This is a genomic window from Dickeya lacustris, assembly GCF_029635795.1.
GTDB lineage: Bacteria > Pseudomonadota > Gammaproteobacteria > Enterobacterales > Enterobacteriaceae > Dickeya > Dickeya lacustris.
The window spans coordinates 900,926-918,757 of the sequence record NZ_CP114280.1 but is presented as its reverse complement, the minus strand read 5'-3'; the positions used below and the strand labels follow the sequence as shown (position 1 = coordinate 918,757).

Below are 17,832 nucleotides of genomic sequence, written 5' to 3'. Positions count from 1 at the left end.
TGCCGTCTTGCAGGACACAAGTGGAAATCACCGCAACGCACCAAGTTTTGTGCGATCGCGGTGTTGGCGGATTAAAGAGTAGGCAGCGTAATGTGCGTCAGGACGCTTTTTTAATGCGCGGTAAATCGAAGGCTTTACGCAGCTCGCTGACGAAGGCCTGATCCTGGCAGATGGTTTTTCCGGGGCTGTCTGATAATTTCGCCACCGGTTTGCCGTTGCATTCCACTAATTTGATGACGATATTAAGCGGTTTAACGCCGGGGATGTCACAGGTCAGGCGCGTGCCGATACCAAATACAACCGGAATGCGCTGCTGGAAGTGGCGGTAGAGGTGTAACGCTTTTGCCAGATTGAGGTTATCGGAGAACACAAGCGTTTTGCTCATCGGGTCTATGCCTAAAGCCCGGTAATGGGCGATGGCTTTTTCACCCCATTCGATAGGGTCGCCTGAGTCATGGCGTAAACCTTGGTAACGCTCGGCGAAACGTTTGTCAAAGTCACGCAGGAAAGCATCCATGGTGATGCAATCCGTCAGTGCGATACCCAGTTGATGCGGGTATTCGCGCAGCCAGGCATCCAGCGCGGCGCGCTGGCTGTTGGCCAGTGTCGGGCTGATTTGTTGATGGGCCTGGAACCACTCATGGGCCTGTGTGCCGACGGGCGTCAATGCGAATTGATGCGCCAGAAAATAGTTGCTGGTGCCGATAAGCCAGGGAAAGTGATCGTTGAGCGTGCGCACAATGTCGTGGTGTACGCTGCGCGAGAAGCGGCGGCGAGTGCCGAAATCCATCAGGCGGAAGTCACGTAAATCCACATCCTGGCTGAGGGTGCGAAATTCGCTCAGAGTATGGTGCAATTGCGCGAGGGCGGCATCGCGATAATTTCCGGGGTGGCGCGCCTGATGTACCACTTCACTGATCACCGCCAGCAACGGCACTTCCCATAAAATCACTTCGTGCCATGGGCCGGTGATGCGGATGTCCAGCTTGCCCTGGTGTTGACTGACCTGAATGTGGGCCGGGTTAAAACGGAACGTTTTCAGCCAGTTGAGGTAGTCAGGTTGAAAGAACGGCAACGATGCGAGATAAGCATATTCGTCATCACGCAGCGATAACTGACTCATGGCGTCTATTTGAGCACGAATTTCATCGGCATAGACCCCCAGTAACTCATCGCCACGGCAGCGAAATTCCGCTGCAACATGAACATCACGATAATGATGATATACCGCTTGCTGCATGTGCAATTTATAAGCATCGGTATCCAGCAATGAGGTCAGTATCGGGGAGGTGTGTAAAGTCATAATGCGTTCCCGCATCCTCGTTTCATGCAATTTTGTTTAAGGCTGCCTTGCTCAAGGCAATCTTGTTTAATGCAGTTGACAGTGGCGCGACGTAGCCGTGGCGCTGCGGTGTCAACCTTCTGTCGATTTAATGGCGCTTATCACATCATATTGGGCGCATGAAGGCGAGATTCAATTGTGCGATTGTGACAAAAAAGTATCTGTTTTTACGCTGAATTTAACAGGAGTGATTGAATCATAATGTTTTTTATACTAAACAAAAAAGCCGCGTCCGCACGATAAGCCGCATGCTGGCGAGAAGACGAGCAGAACAGATGCAGAAAGTTTGCATTCCGCCACTCTCTCCCCTTTAATAGACCTAACAGCCTGTTGCATAACGGAACAGCGTAAAAACAGACAAGACAGCCTGCACAGAGGCGATGGGAAAACAGCGGCGCGCGCCGCTGTTTGTTCTTGTTTGCCGGGCGAATACATCAGGATGGCGCAAAACCTGATAAACACGGTTGGGCTTGTGCGGCAGGGTTGATGTGGTTCTTTCTTTATATATAGCCTCACAGAGAAGAAGGACTACCCGCACGGGGCGTCGCGCCATCTCTCATTCAGTCATAAGGTAATCAGTTATGAGTCAACAACCACAAGTAAAATATCGGCACGACTACCGCGCGCCGGATTACACCATCACCGACATCGCACTGGATTTTACGCTTGATGCAGAGCACACCCATGTGGTGGCGACCAGTCAGGTGGTGTTGCAGGGAGAAAAAGGCGCGACATTACGGCTTGATGGCGAAGGGTTGACGCTGGTGAGTGTGCAGGTCGATGGTCAGGCGTGGGCCGATTATCGAGAAATCGCCGGGGCGCTTGAGCTCTCTGGCGTGCCGGAGGCGTTCACGCTACGTATTGAAACACAGATAAACCCGGCGGCGAACAGCGCGCTGGAAGGGCTCTATCAGTCTGGCGAGGCGTTGTGTACCCAGTGTGAAGCAGAAGGCTTCCGTCATATCACCTATTATCTGGATAGGCCGGATGTGCTGGCGCGTTTTACCACCCGCATTACGGCACAGAAAGCCCGCTACCCGTATCTGCTCTCTAACGGCAACCGCGTGGCGCAAGGCGAGCTGGATGATGGCCGCCACTGGGTCGAATGGCAAGATCCGTTCCCGAAACCCTGTTATCTGTTTGCGTTGGTGGCCGGTAATTTTGATGTGCTGCGCGATACTTTTGTCACCCGTTCAGGCCGTGATGTGGCGCTGGAACTGTTTGTCGATTGCGGCAATCTCGATCGCGCTGACTGGGCCATGACCTCGTTGAAAAACGCCATGAAATGGGATGAAACCCGTTTTGGCCTGGAGTACGACCTCGACATCTATATGATTGTGGCGGTGGACTTCTTCAACATGGGGGCAATGGAAAACAAAGGGTTGAACATTTTCAACTCCAAGTATGTGCTGGCGAAAGCCGAAACCGCCACCGATAAAGACTATCTCGGTATCGAAGCGGTCATCGCCCACGAATATTTCCATAACTGGACCGGCAACCGCGTCACTTGCCGCGACTGGTTCCAGTTGAGCCTCAAAGAGGGGCTGACGGTATTTCGCGATCAGGAGTTCAGCTCCGACGTCGGTTCCCGCCCGGCGAATCGCATTGATAACGTGCGGGTGATGCGCGGCGCGCAGTTCGCCGAAGACGCCAGCCCGATGTCGCACCCCATTCGCCCGGACAAAGTCATCGAGATGAATAACTTCTACACCCTGACGGTGTATGAAAAAGGCTCGGAAGTGATCCGTATGATGCACACCTTGCTGGGCGAAGAAAAATTCCAGGCGGGGATGCGGCTCTATTTTGACCGCCATGACGGCAGCGCCGCCACCTGTGATGACTTCGTGCAGGCGATGGAAGACGCCTCAAGCGTCGATTTATCGCAGTTCCGCCGCTGGTACAGCCAGTCGGGTACGCCGGTTGTGACCGTGAGCGACGAGTATGACGCAGCGACCCGCCAGTACCGCTTGCATGTCAGCCAGATGACGCCGGTTGGCGCGGATAAGCAAGACAAGCTGCCGCTGCATATTCCGCTGGATGTTGAGTTGTATGATACCGAAGGCCGGGTGATTGCGCTGCGCCAGAAGGGGCAGGCGCTGGGGGCGGTGCTCAATGTCACCGCAGCGGAGCAAACCTTCGTGTTTGACGATGTACCTTGCCAGCCGGTGCCGTCACTGCTGCGTGAGTTTTCGGCACCGGTAAAACTCAATTACCCGTGGCGCGATGAACAGCTCACCTTCCTGATGCGCCATGCCAGCAATGCCTTCTCGCGCTGGGATGCGGCACAAAGTCTGCTCGGCAACTATATTCGCCTGAATGTGGCGTGCCACCAGCAACAACAGCCGCTGTCGCTGCCGCTGCATGTGGTCGATGCGTTCCGGGGCGTGTTGCTGGATGAAACGCTTGACCCGATGCTGGCAGCACAAATCTTGTCGTTGCCGAGCGAAAACGAAATGGCCGAGCTGTTTGAGGTGATTGACCCGGATGCGATAGCCGCTGTGCGCCAGATGCTGGTGCAAACGCTGGCCGATGAGATGGCGGATGAACTGCTGGCGGTGTATCGCGCCAATAAGCTCGCGCAATACCGCGTTGACCAACACGATATGGGCAAACGCGCGCTGCGTAATCTCTGCCTCAGCTATCTGGCCTTTGCCGATCGCGCCGAGGCGGATAAGTCGGTCATGGCGCAGTTCCAGAGTGCGGATAACATGACGGATTCGCTGGCGGCAATGAGTGCGGCCGTGGCCGCGCAGTTGCCTTGTGCCGATACGCTGCTGGCGGATTTTGACGAGCGCTGGCATCAGGATGGTCTGGTGATGGACAAATGGTTTATGTTGCAAGCCAGCAGCCCGGCCGCCGACGTGCAGGCGCGGGTACGCGACTTGCTTAACCACCGCTCATTTAGCCTTGGCAACCCCAACCGGGTGCGCTCGCTGGTCGGCGGCTTCTGTGCCGGTAATCCATCCGCCTTTCACGCCAAAGACGGCAGCGGCTATCAGTTTCTCACCGACATGCTGACCGAACTGAACACCCGCAACCCGCAGGTGGCCTCGCGCCTGATCGAACCGTTAATCCGCCTTAAGCGTTACGATTCAGCGCGTCAGGCGCTGATGCGCCAGGCGCTGGAAACCCTCAAAGGGCTGGAAAACCTCTCCGGCGATCTGTTCGAGAAAATCACGAAAGCGCTGGATGCGTAAGGTTCAAACATCAAGGATGGGTTATTTATTCGCTTACCCTCAAAGCCGGGAAATTCCCGGCTTTTTTAATTCCATCACATTATAGCCATTCGGTTAGTTATATCGCCTGCCACCTATCCTGCTTTTATTGACATTCAATTATCTGAGTGTAATAACTGCGACCGTAAAATAAGATTATCTGCTTTGTTATTTCAATATAATTTAATGGCATGGAGTGTTTATGAGTAATGAAAGTATTAGTGAGGTTATTATTGATCTCGATAATGTATTTGATTTAAATAAGTATGAGGTAAGCTCCATGCTGCAATATGCAGCGAAAGGGCAGTTAGATGATTTGATGAAGGGTTTTGTTGAAGATGTGAAAGAATATAATAAAGAAAAGTCATGTCAGCCGAATAGTGATGGTTTTCCAGGCGAAATAATTCGTAAAAATAATACCATTTTTATTAATGGCCAGCGAGGCACTGGTAAAACTACATTCATAAGAGCAATGTTGAATTGCTATTCTGAGGAAAAGAATGGTGTTTTCCCTCTGGCTTTTATAGACCCAACGTTAATTGAGACACATCAAAATATCCTGATTGATATTGTCGTGAAATTTAAACAACTCTATGACAGCAAGCTTAAGTATTGTGTGGATGAAGAGAAAAATCAGCGACTGAATAAATGCCTTGAAGAGATGGCGGAAGGGCTGAAACTTGCCAGTCACCATAAAGAAAACCATGATAAGCATGATGATGGCTGGTTCTTAAGTCAGGCGTTGAAAAGTGCCAAAAGTGGACAGTATTTGGAAGAACGATTACATCGCTTTATTAATGAAATTGCCGAGGTGTTAAATAAAGAATTATTTATTATCGCTATTGATGATGTTGATACCCATACGCAAAAAGCTTATGAGGTTCTGGAAACTATCCGCCGCTATTTGAACCACCCCAGAGTGGTGGTGCTGATTTCAGGGGATTTAAAACTGTACAATTACATTGTCAAAAATCAAAAAAAGATTGAGTTACAGTCGGGTGATGAAAAAGAAAGTGATGAAAAAGAATCTAGGGATTTGATCCTTCACTTAACTCAGCAGTATATGCTAAAAGTTTTTCCTGCACATCAACGCATCGATTTGCAGTTGTTGATTAAATTATTTGAAAGCCAACAGAGACGCGTATTTTTTTCAAGAAATGGTAAAAAGTACAAGGGGATTGAAGGTTCTGATCCACACACGGATGGGCAGTCGCCAGATTTTTTGTTTGATATTATCTCCCTCTCGCTGAAGGTAAAAAAAGATCAGCAAGAGTATTTTCGGAATTTTATTCTTTCTCAGCCAATAAGAACGGTTGTGCAGTTTTTAAGAATGATGCCTGTCAATCAGAATGGCGAATTGAATGAACTCTCTAAGTTAACGGAAACGATAATATCTGCATTGAAGCGTATTTTTTTGGGGGAGTTTATTGATCAGGGGATCGATGATGACCTATCGGAAGAAGGGGTTAAAGATTTTAATAAAATTGCCTGTGCAATATTTAATGTGTGCCATCGGCATGGCGATCTGGAAACCGGTTTTTATTTGCGACCTGATAGTGATGATGGCGCTTATAACGCGGCGAAAATGTATCTCACAATGCTCGTTAGCCGGTTTTTAAAAGAAAATACATTATCAAATGCGTTGACTTTTATGTTCACCAGTGCAATGCCAGCCAATGTCTATATGCACTATTTGGCTGAAAAAGAAAAAGAGGTTAGTAATCTGCCAAGAGCGTATGTTGAGTATCTTGGGTTAACCCGTGGTGAAAACGTGACGGGGGTGGCGGCGCATTGTAACCCGATAATTTTCCATGAACATGGGAGTATATCAAAAAAAATTCATGGTGGAGTGATAAGAGTCAATAGAAGAAGAAATAATCTTATTAAAGAGAGATTCAAAGCCCTAACGGGATGGGAAGACGGTGACGTGATAAGCTCGTTAGATTGGCTTTCCAGAAATTTAGCGAAAGTGAACCATAACTATATTGATGTCGTCGCGGCAGTGACTATTCTGGCCTCGGCCAGCAGCGTTCAGGAAGGGGCAGAAAAAAGAGATTATATTTCTGTCTTTAGCTTGCTGGCGGTGATGGCTCGATTGCTGGACAAAAATAGTAATTATTCTGTTGAGCGTTTTATTTCAGTACAGACATTCGGTTATCCAGCTTTCCTAAATAGAGACAAAGAGACAAAGGATAAAGCGGATGATACGGATGATACGGATGATACGGATGATACGGATGATGATAATACGCAAGATTCAGAAAATATTTTTATAGATATTCTGAATGATAAAATAACAGAATGGAAAAAAACTAGCGAAATAAGTTGTTCATCCTTACTGATGGGGAAAATCTGGGAGAGAGTTCAGTATACATTGCTTTCTGCATCAAAAGATTTTTCTGGCAAGAAATTTTCATATAAAGGTGAAGAAGGAAGCAAAAAAGAAGACATTCTTCTCGGTCATCTTTTCTCATCATTTGTTTTTGGGGTAATAAATTCTTTTTTGATAGAAGAAGTTAATTACAATCCAGATATCCCTGAAAAATTGGTAAAGCGATTCGCTTCTGCTAAAAACACGGCTATTTCTCCCAGAGAGTTAATCAATAATATAAATCGCGTTATTGGCTTTATTAATTCGCACAATAAAAAAACAGAGAATAAAAGTAATCAATTTAAATTCTCTGATTTCCTGCCAGTAACCAGCGCAATCATTCGCTGCCCGCTAATTTTACCCTTCTTATTGCCTGACTTGAAACCCTCCTCTTTTTGTCAGGTAGGTTTGGGAAATAAAAAAATCACATTATGGGAAATAAAAGGCGGCAGGAAAAAAGATAGAGAAAAACTGTACCAGATGATTTTATCCACTGGATTGTTGGGCAACTTATATTCTATTGAGGAAATTAACGATGTGCAAATAACTCAGAAAAGTAACACACCTTCGGAAGATAATTATTTATATATTTCCCGTTTGCCTGTTTCTGGATGTTTTATAACACCAAAAGAAGATACATCATCAACATCAAAGAAAAAACAACAGTAGCCCCACAACCAGATAACCAATAAGGCCCAACATGTTTCTCAACCAATACCTTCTTGCGGAGCCCCGGTTGTATGAGCTTTTGCTGACGCAACTGCCGTTGTTGCTGTCGGGTGAGCGCTCGACTTTGCCGGAAAAAGACATCGAAGCCGTGACCTATAACAGTTGGTATCAGCGTCAGTTTACCCATACCGACCCGATGTTTGAGCGCCACTGGGATCACTTGCTGTCACGTCAGCGTGAAGCCAAAGGGTGGTGCAGGGCGTTGCTTGGGCAGGCGGCTCGCTACCATCTGGACGAAGACCAGCGTCGGCTGGCGGTGCGCCAGTCGCGCTTTGGCGAGTGGCAAAACTGGGTGGCGAATCAATCTGGTTTCCCGGTTATCGCTTATCAACTGGAGCAGATGTGGTGCGGCAAGACGTGCCCACCGTTGTTTGAATTGCTGGCTCGGCTGAAGCAGACGTTGGGTTACCGGCCAATTGTGTCGCCCTGGCATCCACGCGTTGAGGATTATCTGCAACACGAAGGGTTGCATGAAGCGCATATGCACCTTAACGGCACCACCTTTGTGGAACTGATGTGGCATCACAGCCTGCTGCATCCCGATGCGCTGATTAATGAAATGGAGAAAAGCCGTAAGGATGACCCTACCCGATTGCGGCGCTTTTATGCCGTAGCTCACTCGCTGGATACCCCGATTAAAGTGAGCCGTATGCTGCATATCGCGCGTTATTGCCGCGAGTGGCTACTACGCTGGGCCGAAGGTCGGTATCACCCGGCGTGTGAGGGTAAACCGGCAAAACAGCACTTTGCTGACTTGCTGCGCTGTGACGATATTGTCGCTCCCGACGCGGGCTTTTTTGCCTGGGAACAGGCGGCATATGCCCAGCCACAACAGTATCAGGGCCTGTGCGAGCTGCATTTTCATATCCGGGTGTTACATGCGTTGCGCGCTCATCCGTCGGCGACGGAAGATGCCTGCTATTGGCTGTATTTGCTATGCATGAACCTGTTTCAGCGTTTGCTGGTGCAGCGCACCGATCAGATAGGTTTTGATCAGTTCCAGAAATTTACCGAGTTAGGTCCACGTGAGCCGATAGAAGAACGCTATGCTGCCCGTTTTTATCAGTTACATGGTGAGCGGGCATCGGGCACATCGATGATGGCGACGATTGAAGGGCGTTTTGCGCCGAAAGACACGTCCGATAAGAATAAGCAACTGATCACGCGTATCCTTGACGGGTTTTGGGACTACCAGAACCCGAGTGCGTCATCGCTTGATAAGCCACCGGAGTTAAATGCGCTGGCACAAGCCTGTCTTGGCGCGACACGTCCGGCGCTACGGCTGGTGGTGCATTTCATCAAACGTCACTGGGATTATCGTGATGGCTCTTCCCATTTCAGCGCACTACGTGAAGATGTGTTGATGCGTGCTCATGCATTATTTCAGGTGTTGGAGGCGTTTCCGGCGTTGCGCTCGCTGCTTACCGGGTTTGATGCCGCCGCCAATGAGCGCGAGGCTCCACCGGAAGTGTTCGCCGTGCTTTTTCGTCAGGCACGCCGTCAGGGTATCGCCCATTTCACCTACCACGCCGGGGAGGATTTTGAACATCTGATCAGTGGCATTCGCGCCGTCTATGACAGCCTGACGCTGCTGGAGTTATCGAATGGCGATCGCATCGGTCACGCTACGGCGATTGGTATTATGCCGACGTTTTGGCGTACGAAAATGCCGGAGACGTTGTTCATTAAGCAAGGCGAATGGCTGGAAAACCTGCTGTTTGTACGCAAGTTGTTACTGGAGCAGCGAGAGGGCAGCGATTTATCGCTGGTACGGCTGGATAGCGAAATTGCGATGCTGGCGTACCGGATTTTTGCACAGCACCCTTCCATCGTCGTGTTACAGATCTTTTTTGACGGTCGCGGGCTTGACCCCATACAGGTGCGAAATTATCTGCAAGATAAGACGGACAGGCCGGTGGGCTGGCTGGGAGAAGAGTTCGAGCGGGTCGGTGAGTTTGCAAAACGCTATGGCAAAGAGGCGTTGATATTGCTGAAACAGCGCTGGTTTGATGCAGACGTGATCACGCGGTATGAAGCCTCCGCCGAGTTCGACACCGATTTTCTGCCTGACAGTACTCTGCTTGCTGCACAGCAATACGTGCAAAAGCGGGTGCGTGAAAAACACATAGTGATTGAAACGCTGCCGACCAGCAATGTCAGGATCAGTTATTACGAGGATATTACCCAGCACCATGTATTCCGCTGGATGCATCTTCCCGAGCGTTATGTTGCAGGCGATCATCCTATGTCGGTGGCATTAGGATCTGACGATCAGGGGATTTTTGTCACCGATATGAAAGGGGAGTTTTATCATCTGTTTACCGTGCTGATGAACGAATTTGGCTACAGCGAGCAGGATGCACTGGCGCAGGTGGCGGCGTTAAATGAGAACGGACGTATTTACCGTTTCGATTATCCGCTTTAAAGAAGAACAGGGGGCAGTGAAACACTGTCGCCCCCTTGGTGGTGAATATCTCATCAACCATCTCATCAACCAACGCGCTGAGGTGCGGGCTGTGTCGCGCGAGCCACCGGCGTCAGTATCCGCTCCAGCACCTGTGCTTCCAGCTCTGCCAGCCGGGCGGAACCACGGCGGCGCGGGCGCGGCAGGTCAATCGTGACATCAAGCCCGATGCGGCCTTCTTCAATCAGAATCACCCGGTCAGCGAGGGCGACGGCTTCGCTGACGTCGTGCGTGACCAGTAATACGGTAAAACCGTGCTGTAGCCAGAGTGATTCAATGAGCCCCTGCATCTCAATGCGGGTCAGCGCATCCAGCGCGCCCAGCGGCTCATCGAGTAGCAGCAAGCCGGGGCGATGGATCAATGCACGTGCCAGCGCCACCCGCTGTTTTTGCCCGCCGGAGAGCGCCGCAGGCCAGTCGGCCGCGCGTGATGCCAGCCCGACGGCGTCCAGCGCCTGATGCGCGGCGGTGCGCCAGTCGCCGCGTAACCCGAGGCCGACGTTATCCAGCACCCGTTTCCAGGGTAATAAGCGCGCTTCCTGAAACATTAGCCGAATGTCGTCACGCGCCTGCTGTAACGGCGCGCTGCCCGCCAGCAGCGCACCGGCGCTTGCCGACTCCAGACCGGCCAGCAGGCGCAACAGGGTGCTTTTGCCGCAACCGCTGCGCCCGACCACGGCAATAAACTGCCCGGCTGGGATGTGCAGGTGAATGTCGTTGAGGATGGTGCGTGCGCCATAGCGTTTGCTCACGCCGTCAATCAACACCGGTGTGCCAGCGTTAAGGCGTGCCGGTACGTCCAGGGACAGGGTCATACGGTTTCCTCCGTTAATTGCCAGCTTGGGTGCCAGCGTAGCCACACCCGCTCCAGCGTCAGGGCAATGACGTCAGCCAGTTTGCCCAGCAAGGCATAGAGAATAATCGCCACCACGACGACATCGGTTTGCAGAAATTCGCGCGCGTTCATGGCCAGATAACCGATGCCGGAACTGGCGGAGATGGTTTCTGCGACAATCAGCGTCAGCCACATCAAACCCAGCGAAAAACGCACGCCGACCATAATCGATGGCAGCGCCCCCGGTAACACCACTTCATAAAACAGCCGAAAGCCTGATAAACCGTAGCTGCGCGCCATCTCCAGCAGGCCGCTGTCGATATTGCGAATCCCGTGATAGGTGTTGAGGTAAACGGGAAATAGCGTGCCGAGTGCGACCAGAAAAATCTTGGCGCTTTCATCAATGCCGAACCACAAAATCACCAGCGGGATCAGCGCCAGATGCGGCACATTGCGCAGCATCTGCATTGAGGTGTCCAGCAGGCGCTCACCGGTGCGCGATAACCCGGTGATAAAGCCGAGCGCCAGTCCCAGCGCACCGCCGATGGCAAACCCGGTCAGCGCCCGCCAGGTGCTGATGCTGAGGTGTTGCCACAGCTCACCGCTGCGCGTCAGCCGCCAGAAGGTGACGGCGATGGCCTGCGGTGACGGCAGGATGCGGCTGGAGAGCCAGCCTGCGCTGGCGGCCAGTTGCCAGACGGCGACCAGTAACAGCGGCAGGAGCCAGGGCGTAAGCCGCCCGGTCGCGAGGTGTACAATCCGGCGCATCGGCAGGCTCCTTAGCTCTGGGCGGCTTTTAACAGCGGCACGAATTCATTGCCGACGATTTCGCCTTGCGAGCGCAGTGGCTGCGGCTGCGGCACCTCGGGCACCGCCACATCCAGATGCGGGAACAGCAGCTCGCCCACCTTGTAGGCCTCTTCCAGATGCGGGTAGCCTGATAACACAAAGGTATCAATCCCCAGACTGGCGTATTCCTCAATGCGTTGCGCCACGGTTTGCGGGTCGCCCACCAGCGCCGTGCCCGCGCCGCCACGCACCAGCCCGATACCGGCCCACAGGTTGGGGCTGATTTCGAGCTTGTCGCGTTTGCCGCCATGCAGCGCCACCATGCGTTGCTGGCCTACCGAGTCAAAGCGTTTTAGCGATGCCTGCGCTTCGGCGATGGTCTCGTCATCCAGTTTGGAGATGAGCCGGTTGGCGGCCTGCCACGCTTCTTCGGCGGTTTCGCGCACGATAACGTGCAGACGAATACCGAAGCGGACTTGTCGCCCCTGCGCGGCGGCTCTGGCGCGCACCTGGTCGAGCTTTTCTTTCACTTGTGCAGGCGGTTCGCCCCAGGTGAGGTAGAGGTCAACCTGCTCGGCGGCTAAATCCAGCGCGGCATCTGAGGAGCCGCCGAAATAGAGCGGCGGGTGCGGCTGTTGTACCGGCGGGTAGTGCAGTTTCGCCCCTTTGACCTGAATATGCTTGCCATCATAGTCAACGGTTTCGCCTTTCAGCACTCCGCGCCAGATACGGGTGAATTCGGCAGAGGCTTCATAGCGCTGTTCGTGATCGAGAAACAGCCCCTCGGCTGCCAGCTCGTCCGGGTCGCCGCCGGTGACCAGGTTGAACAATGCCCGGCCATTGGAGAGTCTGTCCAGCGTGGCGGCCTGACGTGCGGCAAGCGTAGGCGAAATGATGCCGGGGCGTAGCGCAACCAAAAAGCGCAGCCGCTGCGTTACCGGGATCAGGGAAGCGGCGACCAGCCACGAATCCTCGCAAGAGCGCCCGGTTGGGATCAGTACGCCGCCAAAGCCCAGACGGTCAGCCGCTTGGGCAATTTGTTGCAGATAGCTGTGATCGACCGGCCGGGCGTTTTCGCCTTTACCAAAATAGTGGCCGTCGCCGTGGGTGGGCAGGAACCAGAAAATATTCAGACTCATTGTGAGCGTCTCCGTTCTCTTCTCTCAAACTGGATATTAGGGTGTGACCGGGGCGCGCCAGATTCGGCTGGCGACATCAAGCCGGGTTGGGATCAGGTGGTTGTCGTAAAACAGATCGGCGGTGTGCTGTTGCGCTTGCAGCGTGCGTTCATCCACCGGTTTGATAACGGTAATCGGGCGATGGTCGAAATAAGCGCTGATGACCGCTTCGGGCAGGCCCATGGCGTTGGCCAGCAGCGTGACGCTTTGCGCGCGCTGGCTGAGGGTTAACGCATCCGCTTGTGTCAGGGTATTGAGGAACTGTTGCAGGAACGGGCCGTATTTTTCCGCATAGGCGCGTGAGGCCAGATAAAACGAGCCGGTCAAATTCAGGTCGGTGCCATCGGCCAGTACCCGAACGCCACCTTGCAAGAGTGCCGCTGAGTAGTACGGGTCCCAGATAGTCCAGGCATCGACATTGCCTTGCTGAAAGGCGGCGCGCGCATCGGCGGGCGTCAGGTAAGCAGGCTGAATATCGGCAAAGGTCAGCCCGGCTTTTTGCAGGTTACGCAGCAGCAGGTTGTGCGAGCTGGAACCTTTCTGGAAGGCGACTTTGCGGCCTTTGAGGTCAGCGACGGTTTTGATTGGGCTGTCATCGCGTACCAGAATCACTTCCGCTTTGGGCTTGGCTGGCTCAACGCCGATGTACACCAAATCCGCCCCGGCCGCCTGGGCAAACAGCGGTGGAATATCACCGGTACTGCCAACATCAATACTGCCGATATTCAGCGCTTCGAGCATCTGTGGCCCGGCGGGAAACTCTATCCAACTGATTTGTGTCTGGGGGAACTGCTTTTCCAGCAATTGATGGGTTTTCGCCAGCACCAGACTGACCGAGCCTTTTTGAAAGCCGACGCGTAACTGGGCGGGGTCGGCCGCATGAGCCAGCGAGGTGGTACCGGCCAGTATCGGCAGTAATAACGTCAGGGCTGCATGTTTCAAGCGAGAAAGCAGCGGGCGGTGCAACATAACAGGCTTCCTTATTTCAACGGTCAACGTTTCAGGGGGTCGTGTAGTGGTGTCAGGCACTGAGTCGCTCAAGGACTGGCTGGCGTAGCGCCTCTGGCGCGCGGCGCTGTAATGCCAGGAAAAACAGCTGTAGCGCTTCTGTCAGGCGAGCTTCGAGCGCCGGGGCAAAATCCGGCGTGCGGTCGTAGTGGCTTATCTGGCTGTCTTCTGCGAACACGCCCTGTAGAATTTCCTGTGCTTTCAGGGCGTTGAGTACCGGTTTGAGGCTGTAATCAATCGCCAGCATGTGGGCTATCGAGCCTGCGCTTGCCAGTGGCAACACCACTTTGTTCTCGAAGGCCCGCTCGGGCAGTAAGTCGAGCAGCGCTTTCAGGCCGCCGGAAAACGAGGCTTTATAAATGGGCGTTGCTATCAATACGCCGTCGGCCTCGGCCAGTTGGCTATTGAGCGTTTGCAGCGAAGGGCTGTCAAAGCGGGCGTTGAGCAGGTCATCGGGCGCGAAGTTGTGCAGGTGCCAGGGCAGCACGTCCACACCTTGCGCTTCCAGCCACTTACCGGCGTGATGCAATAAAGCGGTAGAGCGAGAAGGGTAGCGCGGGCTACCGGCCAGCGTTATGACACGCATAGTGACTCCTTATAACTAAAAATTAGCAATAATCACGATTTGATAACAGTTTTTGCAGTCTGGCAGAGCCGATACCGATTCGAAAAATGATTTATTGTGGAATGGAAAGCGAAAAAACGAATAAAAAAGCGGCAGGGCTGGACGAAAGAAAAGAAAACGATTGCGCAGATGCGCCGTTTTTTGGCCAAGGTCAATTCCCTTTCATGGGCCGATAGACGATAATACGCCCCCGGTTTGCTACCGGGACTCCAGGAGAAGTCATGTATCCCCTCATTCGTAAAGCATTATTCCAGCTCGACCCCGAACAGGCGCACGAATTTACCGTGCATCAACTGCGTCGTATTACCCATACCCCCCTTGAATGGCTGGTGCGCCAAGCGGTGCCGACCAAGCCTGTCACCTGTATGGGGCTGTCGTTTCGCAACCCGCTCGGGCTGGCGGCAGGTCTTGATAAGGATGGCGAGTGTATTGACGCCTTGGGGGCCATGGGCTTTGGTTTCCTTGAGATAGGCACCGTGACGCCGCGTGCGCAGGCGGGCAATGACAAACCCCGGCTGTTCCGGGTGGTGGAAGCGCAAGGGTTGATTAACCGCATGGGCTTTAATAACCGTGGGGTAGACAACCTGGTTGAGAATGTGAAACGCGCCCGTTTTGGCGGCGTGCTCGGCATTAATATCGGCAAGAATAAAGATACGCCGGTTGAGCAGGGTAAAGAGGATTACCTTATCTGTATGGATAAGGTTTACGCCCACTCCGGTTATATTGCCATTAACATCTCCTCGCCGAATACGCCGGGCCTGCGCACGTTGCAATATGGCGACGCGCTGGATGATTTGTTGCAGGCGATAAAAAATAAACAGGCCGAACTGCATGCCCGCCATCAGAAATATGTGCCGGTGGCGGTAAAAATTGCGCCGGATTTATCCGAAGAGGAGTTGGTGCAAATTGCCGACAGCCTGGTGCGCCATCAGATTGACGGTGTGATAGCCACCAATACCACGCTCGACAGGCAACTGATTCAGGGCCTGAATCATTGCGGGCAAACCGGTGGATTAAGCGGACGACCGCTGCAATCGCGCAGTACCGAGGTGATTCGCCGCTTATCTCAGGAATTAAACGGGCGTTTGCCGATTATTGGCGTCGGCGGGATTGATTCGCTGGTGGCCGCGCGGGAAAAACTGGCGGCAGGCGCAACGCTTGTTCAGGTATACAGCGGCTTTATTTATCACGGCCCTCGCCTGATAAAGGATATTGTTACATACATCTGATTTTCCATTTCTCAGCGCCAGCGCCGGGGTTTCTTTCTCCGTGTCGCTGGTTTATATTCGGTTTCGTTTGCATAAAATCACGTCATTTTATTTTCTTCACGGCCTGATGATCACTCGGCCAGTGAAGCTTTAGACACAATAAGCATCAGCACCGGGCAATGGCTCGGGACAAAGGTTAAACATGAAGCTCATACCTGACGATCACTGGCGTTGGTATTTTGATGCCGAACAGGCGCGCCTGATGCTTGAGCTTGCCAATGGCACGCTATTTCGCTCGCATTTTCCCGCCGCCATGCTGACGCCGGATGCCTTTAACGCAACGGCGTTTTGCGTTGAGGATGCCGCACTGTTTTTCACTTTTCAGGAGAAGTGTCAGCCTTTGGGGTTAACCATGGCCGCAACCGCTGAGTTGGTACTCAATGCGTTGGTCGCCAACCGTTTTCTGAAACCGTTAATGCCGAAAAGCTGGCATTTCCGGGTGCAGGGCGAAGTGAATAGCGCTCCGCAACTGGGTGATCTGGTGAGTGTGGTGTTAAATGAGCGAGCGGAATCGGCGTGCTTTATGGTGGTGGAGGCTGGCGACAACGCCAGTTTGTGCCTGCTGGCGCAAGAGCAACTGGTGCTGAACGGCAAAACGCTACAACGCGCGGACGCGATAAAAATCATGCATGACCGACTATGCGTTTACACACCCTGTCGCGACGCGCTCTCCCCGCGTTACGCCTTTGCCGGATAAAGCAGAGCAACGCACCATTGGTGCGGCGGCGTTGCTCTGTCTTGTTTTATCGGTCTTGCTTTATCGGTATTTCTTGATTGGTATGTCTTTATCCATATCGCTTGATGCGACCAGGTTTAGTCCAGCGTAATATCGCTTGCAGGCACGCAACTGCACGCCAGAATTTCACCGTCATCCGTCTGTGCCCCGTCTTTTAGCGGCGTGACGGCACCTTGTGTCAGCGTTAACCGACAACAGCCGCATAAACCCGCCCGGCATGAATAAGGCACCCGAATCCCCTGTTGTTCCAGTTGCTCTAGCACTATTTGCTGGTTGTTGCCGATGAACGTCTGGCCCTGATAGGTGATGCGCACCGCCTGAGTCTGCGTTGGTAATGTCGGTTTTTCACGTGTCTCTTGAGCGGCAGCGCCATACGGTCGAGGGGGCTTGGTGGCGAGCACTTCCAGACTATCGCCAAGGCGCAGCACGCCCCGGCTGCGGGCTATCAGGTTCATACCGAAATCAACATCGCCATTTTGCGCGCTGCGATACTGTTGCAACGTTGCCAGCGGTTCGCCCGCCGGGTGGCGGCGTCCGCGCTCGATGCTAACTGTCGTCAGCACGCAGCGGCTGCAAGGTTTGGCGACATCGAAAATCACCTCCCCTATGCGCACGGTTTGCCACTGGTCTTCCTCGTAGGGCTGTGCGCCACTGACCGTCAGGTTGGCGCGAAATTGCTCTATGCGAATTCCGCCAGGGCAGCGCCGACGTAAATCGTCAAACGAGGCTTCATTTACCAGCAAAAAGGGGTAGCCATCGGCAAAATGCAGCGCGGTTTCCGGGTGGCGCTTAACGCGCCGCGAAGGTTGCGGCCCTTGCCAGCGCAACTGTACCGGACGCTGCAGGTATTCACTGAGCCAGCGGTTGATGGGGTCATGGGCAATATGCGCCTCAAAGTGGTTGCCCCAAACCTCGGTTGGCGCGAGCGAGGGCGAGAAATCAGTAAAGCTGACCGCCAGCGTGTTGCCGTCAGGGGCGCTCAGTAACAGACCCTCGGGCGTCAACGCAGGGGCAAAAAGCACCAATTGCGGGTACTGTCGCGCGGTAATAAAGGTGCCGTCTGGCTCGGTTAGCATAAAGATGCGGTCAAACGCGGGCCCGCTGGGGCTGACCATCATGGGCGACAAACTGATACCGCGCATCGATTTGACCGGGTGAACAAAAAGCCGGTTGAGTGCTATCACAGGGGGCTCCTTGCTGAAGGAAAGCGGCAACTTTATGACAAGCCGCCGGGATTAGCTATAATGCGCCTCAATTTTCTTTAAGGTGATA

General features: G+C 53.1%; 12 protein-coding genes. 5 read left to right on the top strand and 7 right to left on the bottom strand.

Annotation, left to right across the window (positions count from 1 at the left end; all coding sequences use genetic code 11):
• Window positions 1-97: 97 nt before the first annotated feature.
• Entirely contained in the window at window positions 98-1,303 is a 1,206-nt protein-coding gene (gene pncB, locus O1Q98_RS04115; protein WP_125259073.1) for a nicotinate phosphoribosyltransferase, read from the bottom strand.
• Between the two features lie 620 nt (window positions 1,304-1,923).
• Between pncB and pepN the strand changes: the two genes are divergently transcribed.
• From pepN to O1Q98_RS04100, 3 genes are all read left to right on the top strand, one after another.
• A complete protein-coding gene (gene pepN, locus O1Q98_RS04110; protein ID WP_125259074.1) occupies window positions 1,924-4,539 on the top strand; it encodes an aminopeptidase N in 2,616 nt (871 codons plus the stop codon).
• Window positions 4,540-4,759: 220 nt separating this feature from the next.
• A complete protein-coding gene (locus tag O1Q98_RS04105; protein WP_125259075.1) occupies window positions 4,760-7,597 on the top strand; it encodes a P-loop NTPase fold protein in 2,838 nt (945 codons plus the stop codon).
• Window positions 7,598-7,664: 67 nt separating this feature from the next.
• Window positions 7,665-10,082 (top strand): amidohydrolase family protein, encoded by a 2,418-nt coding sequence (locus O1Q98_RS04100; RefSeq protein WP_125259076.1) that lies wholly within the window; start codon window positions 7,665-7,667, stop codon window positions 10,080-10,082.
• 65 nt (window positions 10,083-10,147) lie between these two features.
• Here O1Q98_RS04100 and ssuB read toward each other — a convergent pair whose 3' ends face one another.
• The 5 genes from ssuB to ssuE all read right to left on the bottom strand — a co-directional run bounded on the left by ssuB (window position 10,148) and on the right by ssuE (window position 14,517).
• Window positions 10,148-10,936: an aliphatic sulfonates ABC transporter ATP-binding protein gene (gene ssuB / locus O1Q98_RS04095; RefSeq protein ID WP_125259077.1), complete on the bottom strand. Its 789-nt coding sequence runs from the start codon at window positions 10,934-10,936 to the stop codon at window positions 10,148-10,150.
• Window positions 10,933-11,724, bottom strand: coding sequence for an aliphatic sulfonate ABC transporter permease SsuC (gene ssuC / locus O1Q98_RS04090; protein WP_125259078.1), 792 nt, complete (start codon window positions 11,722-11,724; stop codon window positions 10,933-10,935). The genes ssuB and ssuC overlap by 4 nt, the downstream gene beginning before the upstream one ends.
• Window positions 11,725-11,735: 11 nt before the next feature.
• Entirely contained in the window at window positions 11,736-12,884 is a 1,149-nt protein-coding gene (ssuD, locus tag O1Q98_RS04085; protein ID WP_035341230.1) for an FMNH2-dependent alkanesulfonate monooxygenase, read from the bottom strand.
• A gap of 36 nt (window positions 12,885-12,920) precedes the next feature.
• Window positions 12,921-13,877 (bottom strand): sulfonate ABC transporter substrate-binding protein, encoded by a 957-nt coding sequence (locus O1Q98_RS04080; protein WP_240632741.1) that lies wholly within the window; start codon window positions 13,875-13,877, stop codon window positions 12,921-12,923.
• Window positions 13,878-13,944: 67 nt separating this feature from the next.
• Complete coding sequence (ssuE, locus tag O1Q98_RS04075) at window positions 13,945-14,517, bottom strand: NADPH-dependent FMN reductase (RefSeq protein WP_125259080.1); 573 nt, start codon at window positions 14,515-14,517, stop codon at window positions 13,945-13,947.
• 260 nt (window positions 14,518-14,777) lie between these two features.
• On the opposite strand from ssuE, the gene pyrD reads away from it, so the two are divergent.
• Together pyrD and O1Q98_RS04065 are read left to right on the top strand one after the other, a co-directional pair.
• Window positions 14,778-15,785, top strand: a complete 1,008-nt coding sequence (pyrD, locus tag O1Q98_RS04070; RefSeq protein WP_125259081.1) for a quinone-dependent dihydroorotate dehydrogenase — start codon at window positions 14,778-14,780, stop codon at window positions 15,783-15,785.
• 181 nt (window positions 15,786-15,966) lie between these two features.
• Complete coding sequence (locus tag O1Q98_RS04065; protein ID WP_125259082.1) at window positions 15,967-16,521, top strand: cell division protein ZapC; 555 nt, start codon at window positions 15,967-15,969, stop codon at window positions 16,519-16,521.
• Window positions 16,522-16,637: 116 nt separating this feature from the next.
• On the opposite strand, the gene O1Q98_RS04060 is transcribed toward O1Q98_RS04065, so the two are convergent.
• Window positions 16,638-17,744 (bottom strand): YcbX family protein, encoded by a 1,107-nt coding sequence (locus tag O1Q98_RS04060; protein WP_125259083.1) that lies wholly within the window; start codon window positions 17,742-17,744, stop codon window positions 16,638-16,640.
• Between the last annotated feature and the right edge of the window lie 88 nt (window positions 17,745-17,832).

What these genes read in the sequence shown, in the direction of transcription:
- O1Q98_RS04065 (WP_125259082.1), top strand. Translation starts at nt 15,967, where the DNA reads ATGAAGCTCATACCTGACGATCACTGGCGTTGGTATTTTGATGCCGAA.
- ssuE (WP_125259080.1), bottom strand. Translation starts at nt 14,517, where the DNA reads ATGCGTGTCATAACGCTGGCCGGTAGCCCGCGCTACCCTTCTCGCTCT.
- ssuC (WP_125259078.1), bottom strand. Translation starts at nt 11,724, where the DNA reads ATGCGCCGGATTGTACACCTCGCGACCGGGCGGCTTACGCCCTGGCTC.
- pncB (WP_125259073.1), bottom strand. Translation starts at nt 1,303, where the DNA reads ATGACTTTACACACCTCCCCGATACTGACCTCATTGCTGGATACCGAT.
- ssuB (WP_125259077.1), bottom strand. Translation starts at nt 10,936, where the DNA reads ATGACCCTGTCCCTGGACGTACCGGCACGCCTTAACGCTGGCACACCG.
- pyrD (WP_125259081.1), top strand. Translation starts at nt 14,778, where the DNA reads ATGTATCCCCTCATTCGTAAAGCATTATTCCAGCTCGACCCCGAACAG.
- pepN (WP_125259074.1), top strand. Translation starts at nt 1,924, where the DNA reads ATGAGTCAACAACCACAAGTAAAATATCGGCACGACTACCGCGCGCCG.
- O1Q98_RS04105 (WP_125259075.1), top strand. Translation starts at nt 4,760, where the DNA reads ATGAGTAATGAAAGTATTAGTGAGGTTATTATTGATCTCGATAATGTA.
- ssuD (WP_035341230.1), bottom strand. Translation starts at nt 12,884, where the DNA reads ATGAGTCTGAATATTTTCTGGTTCCTGCCCACCCACGGCGACGGCCAC.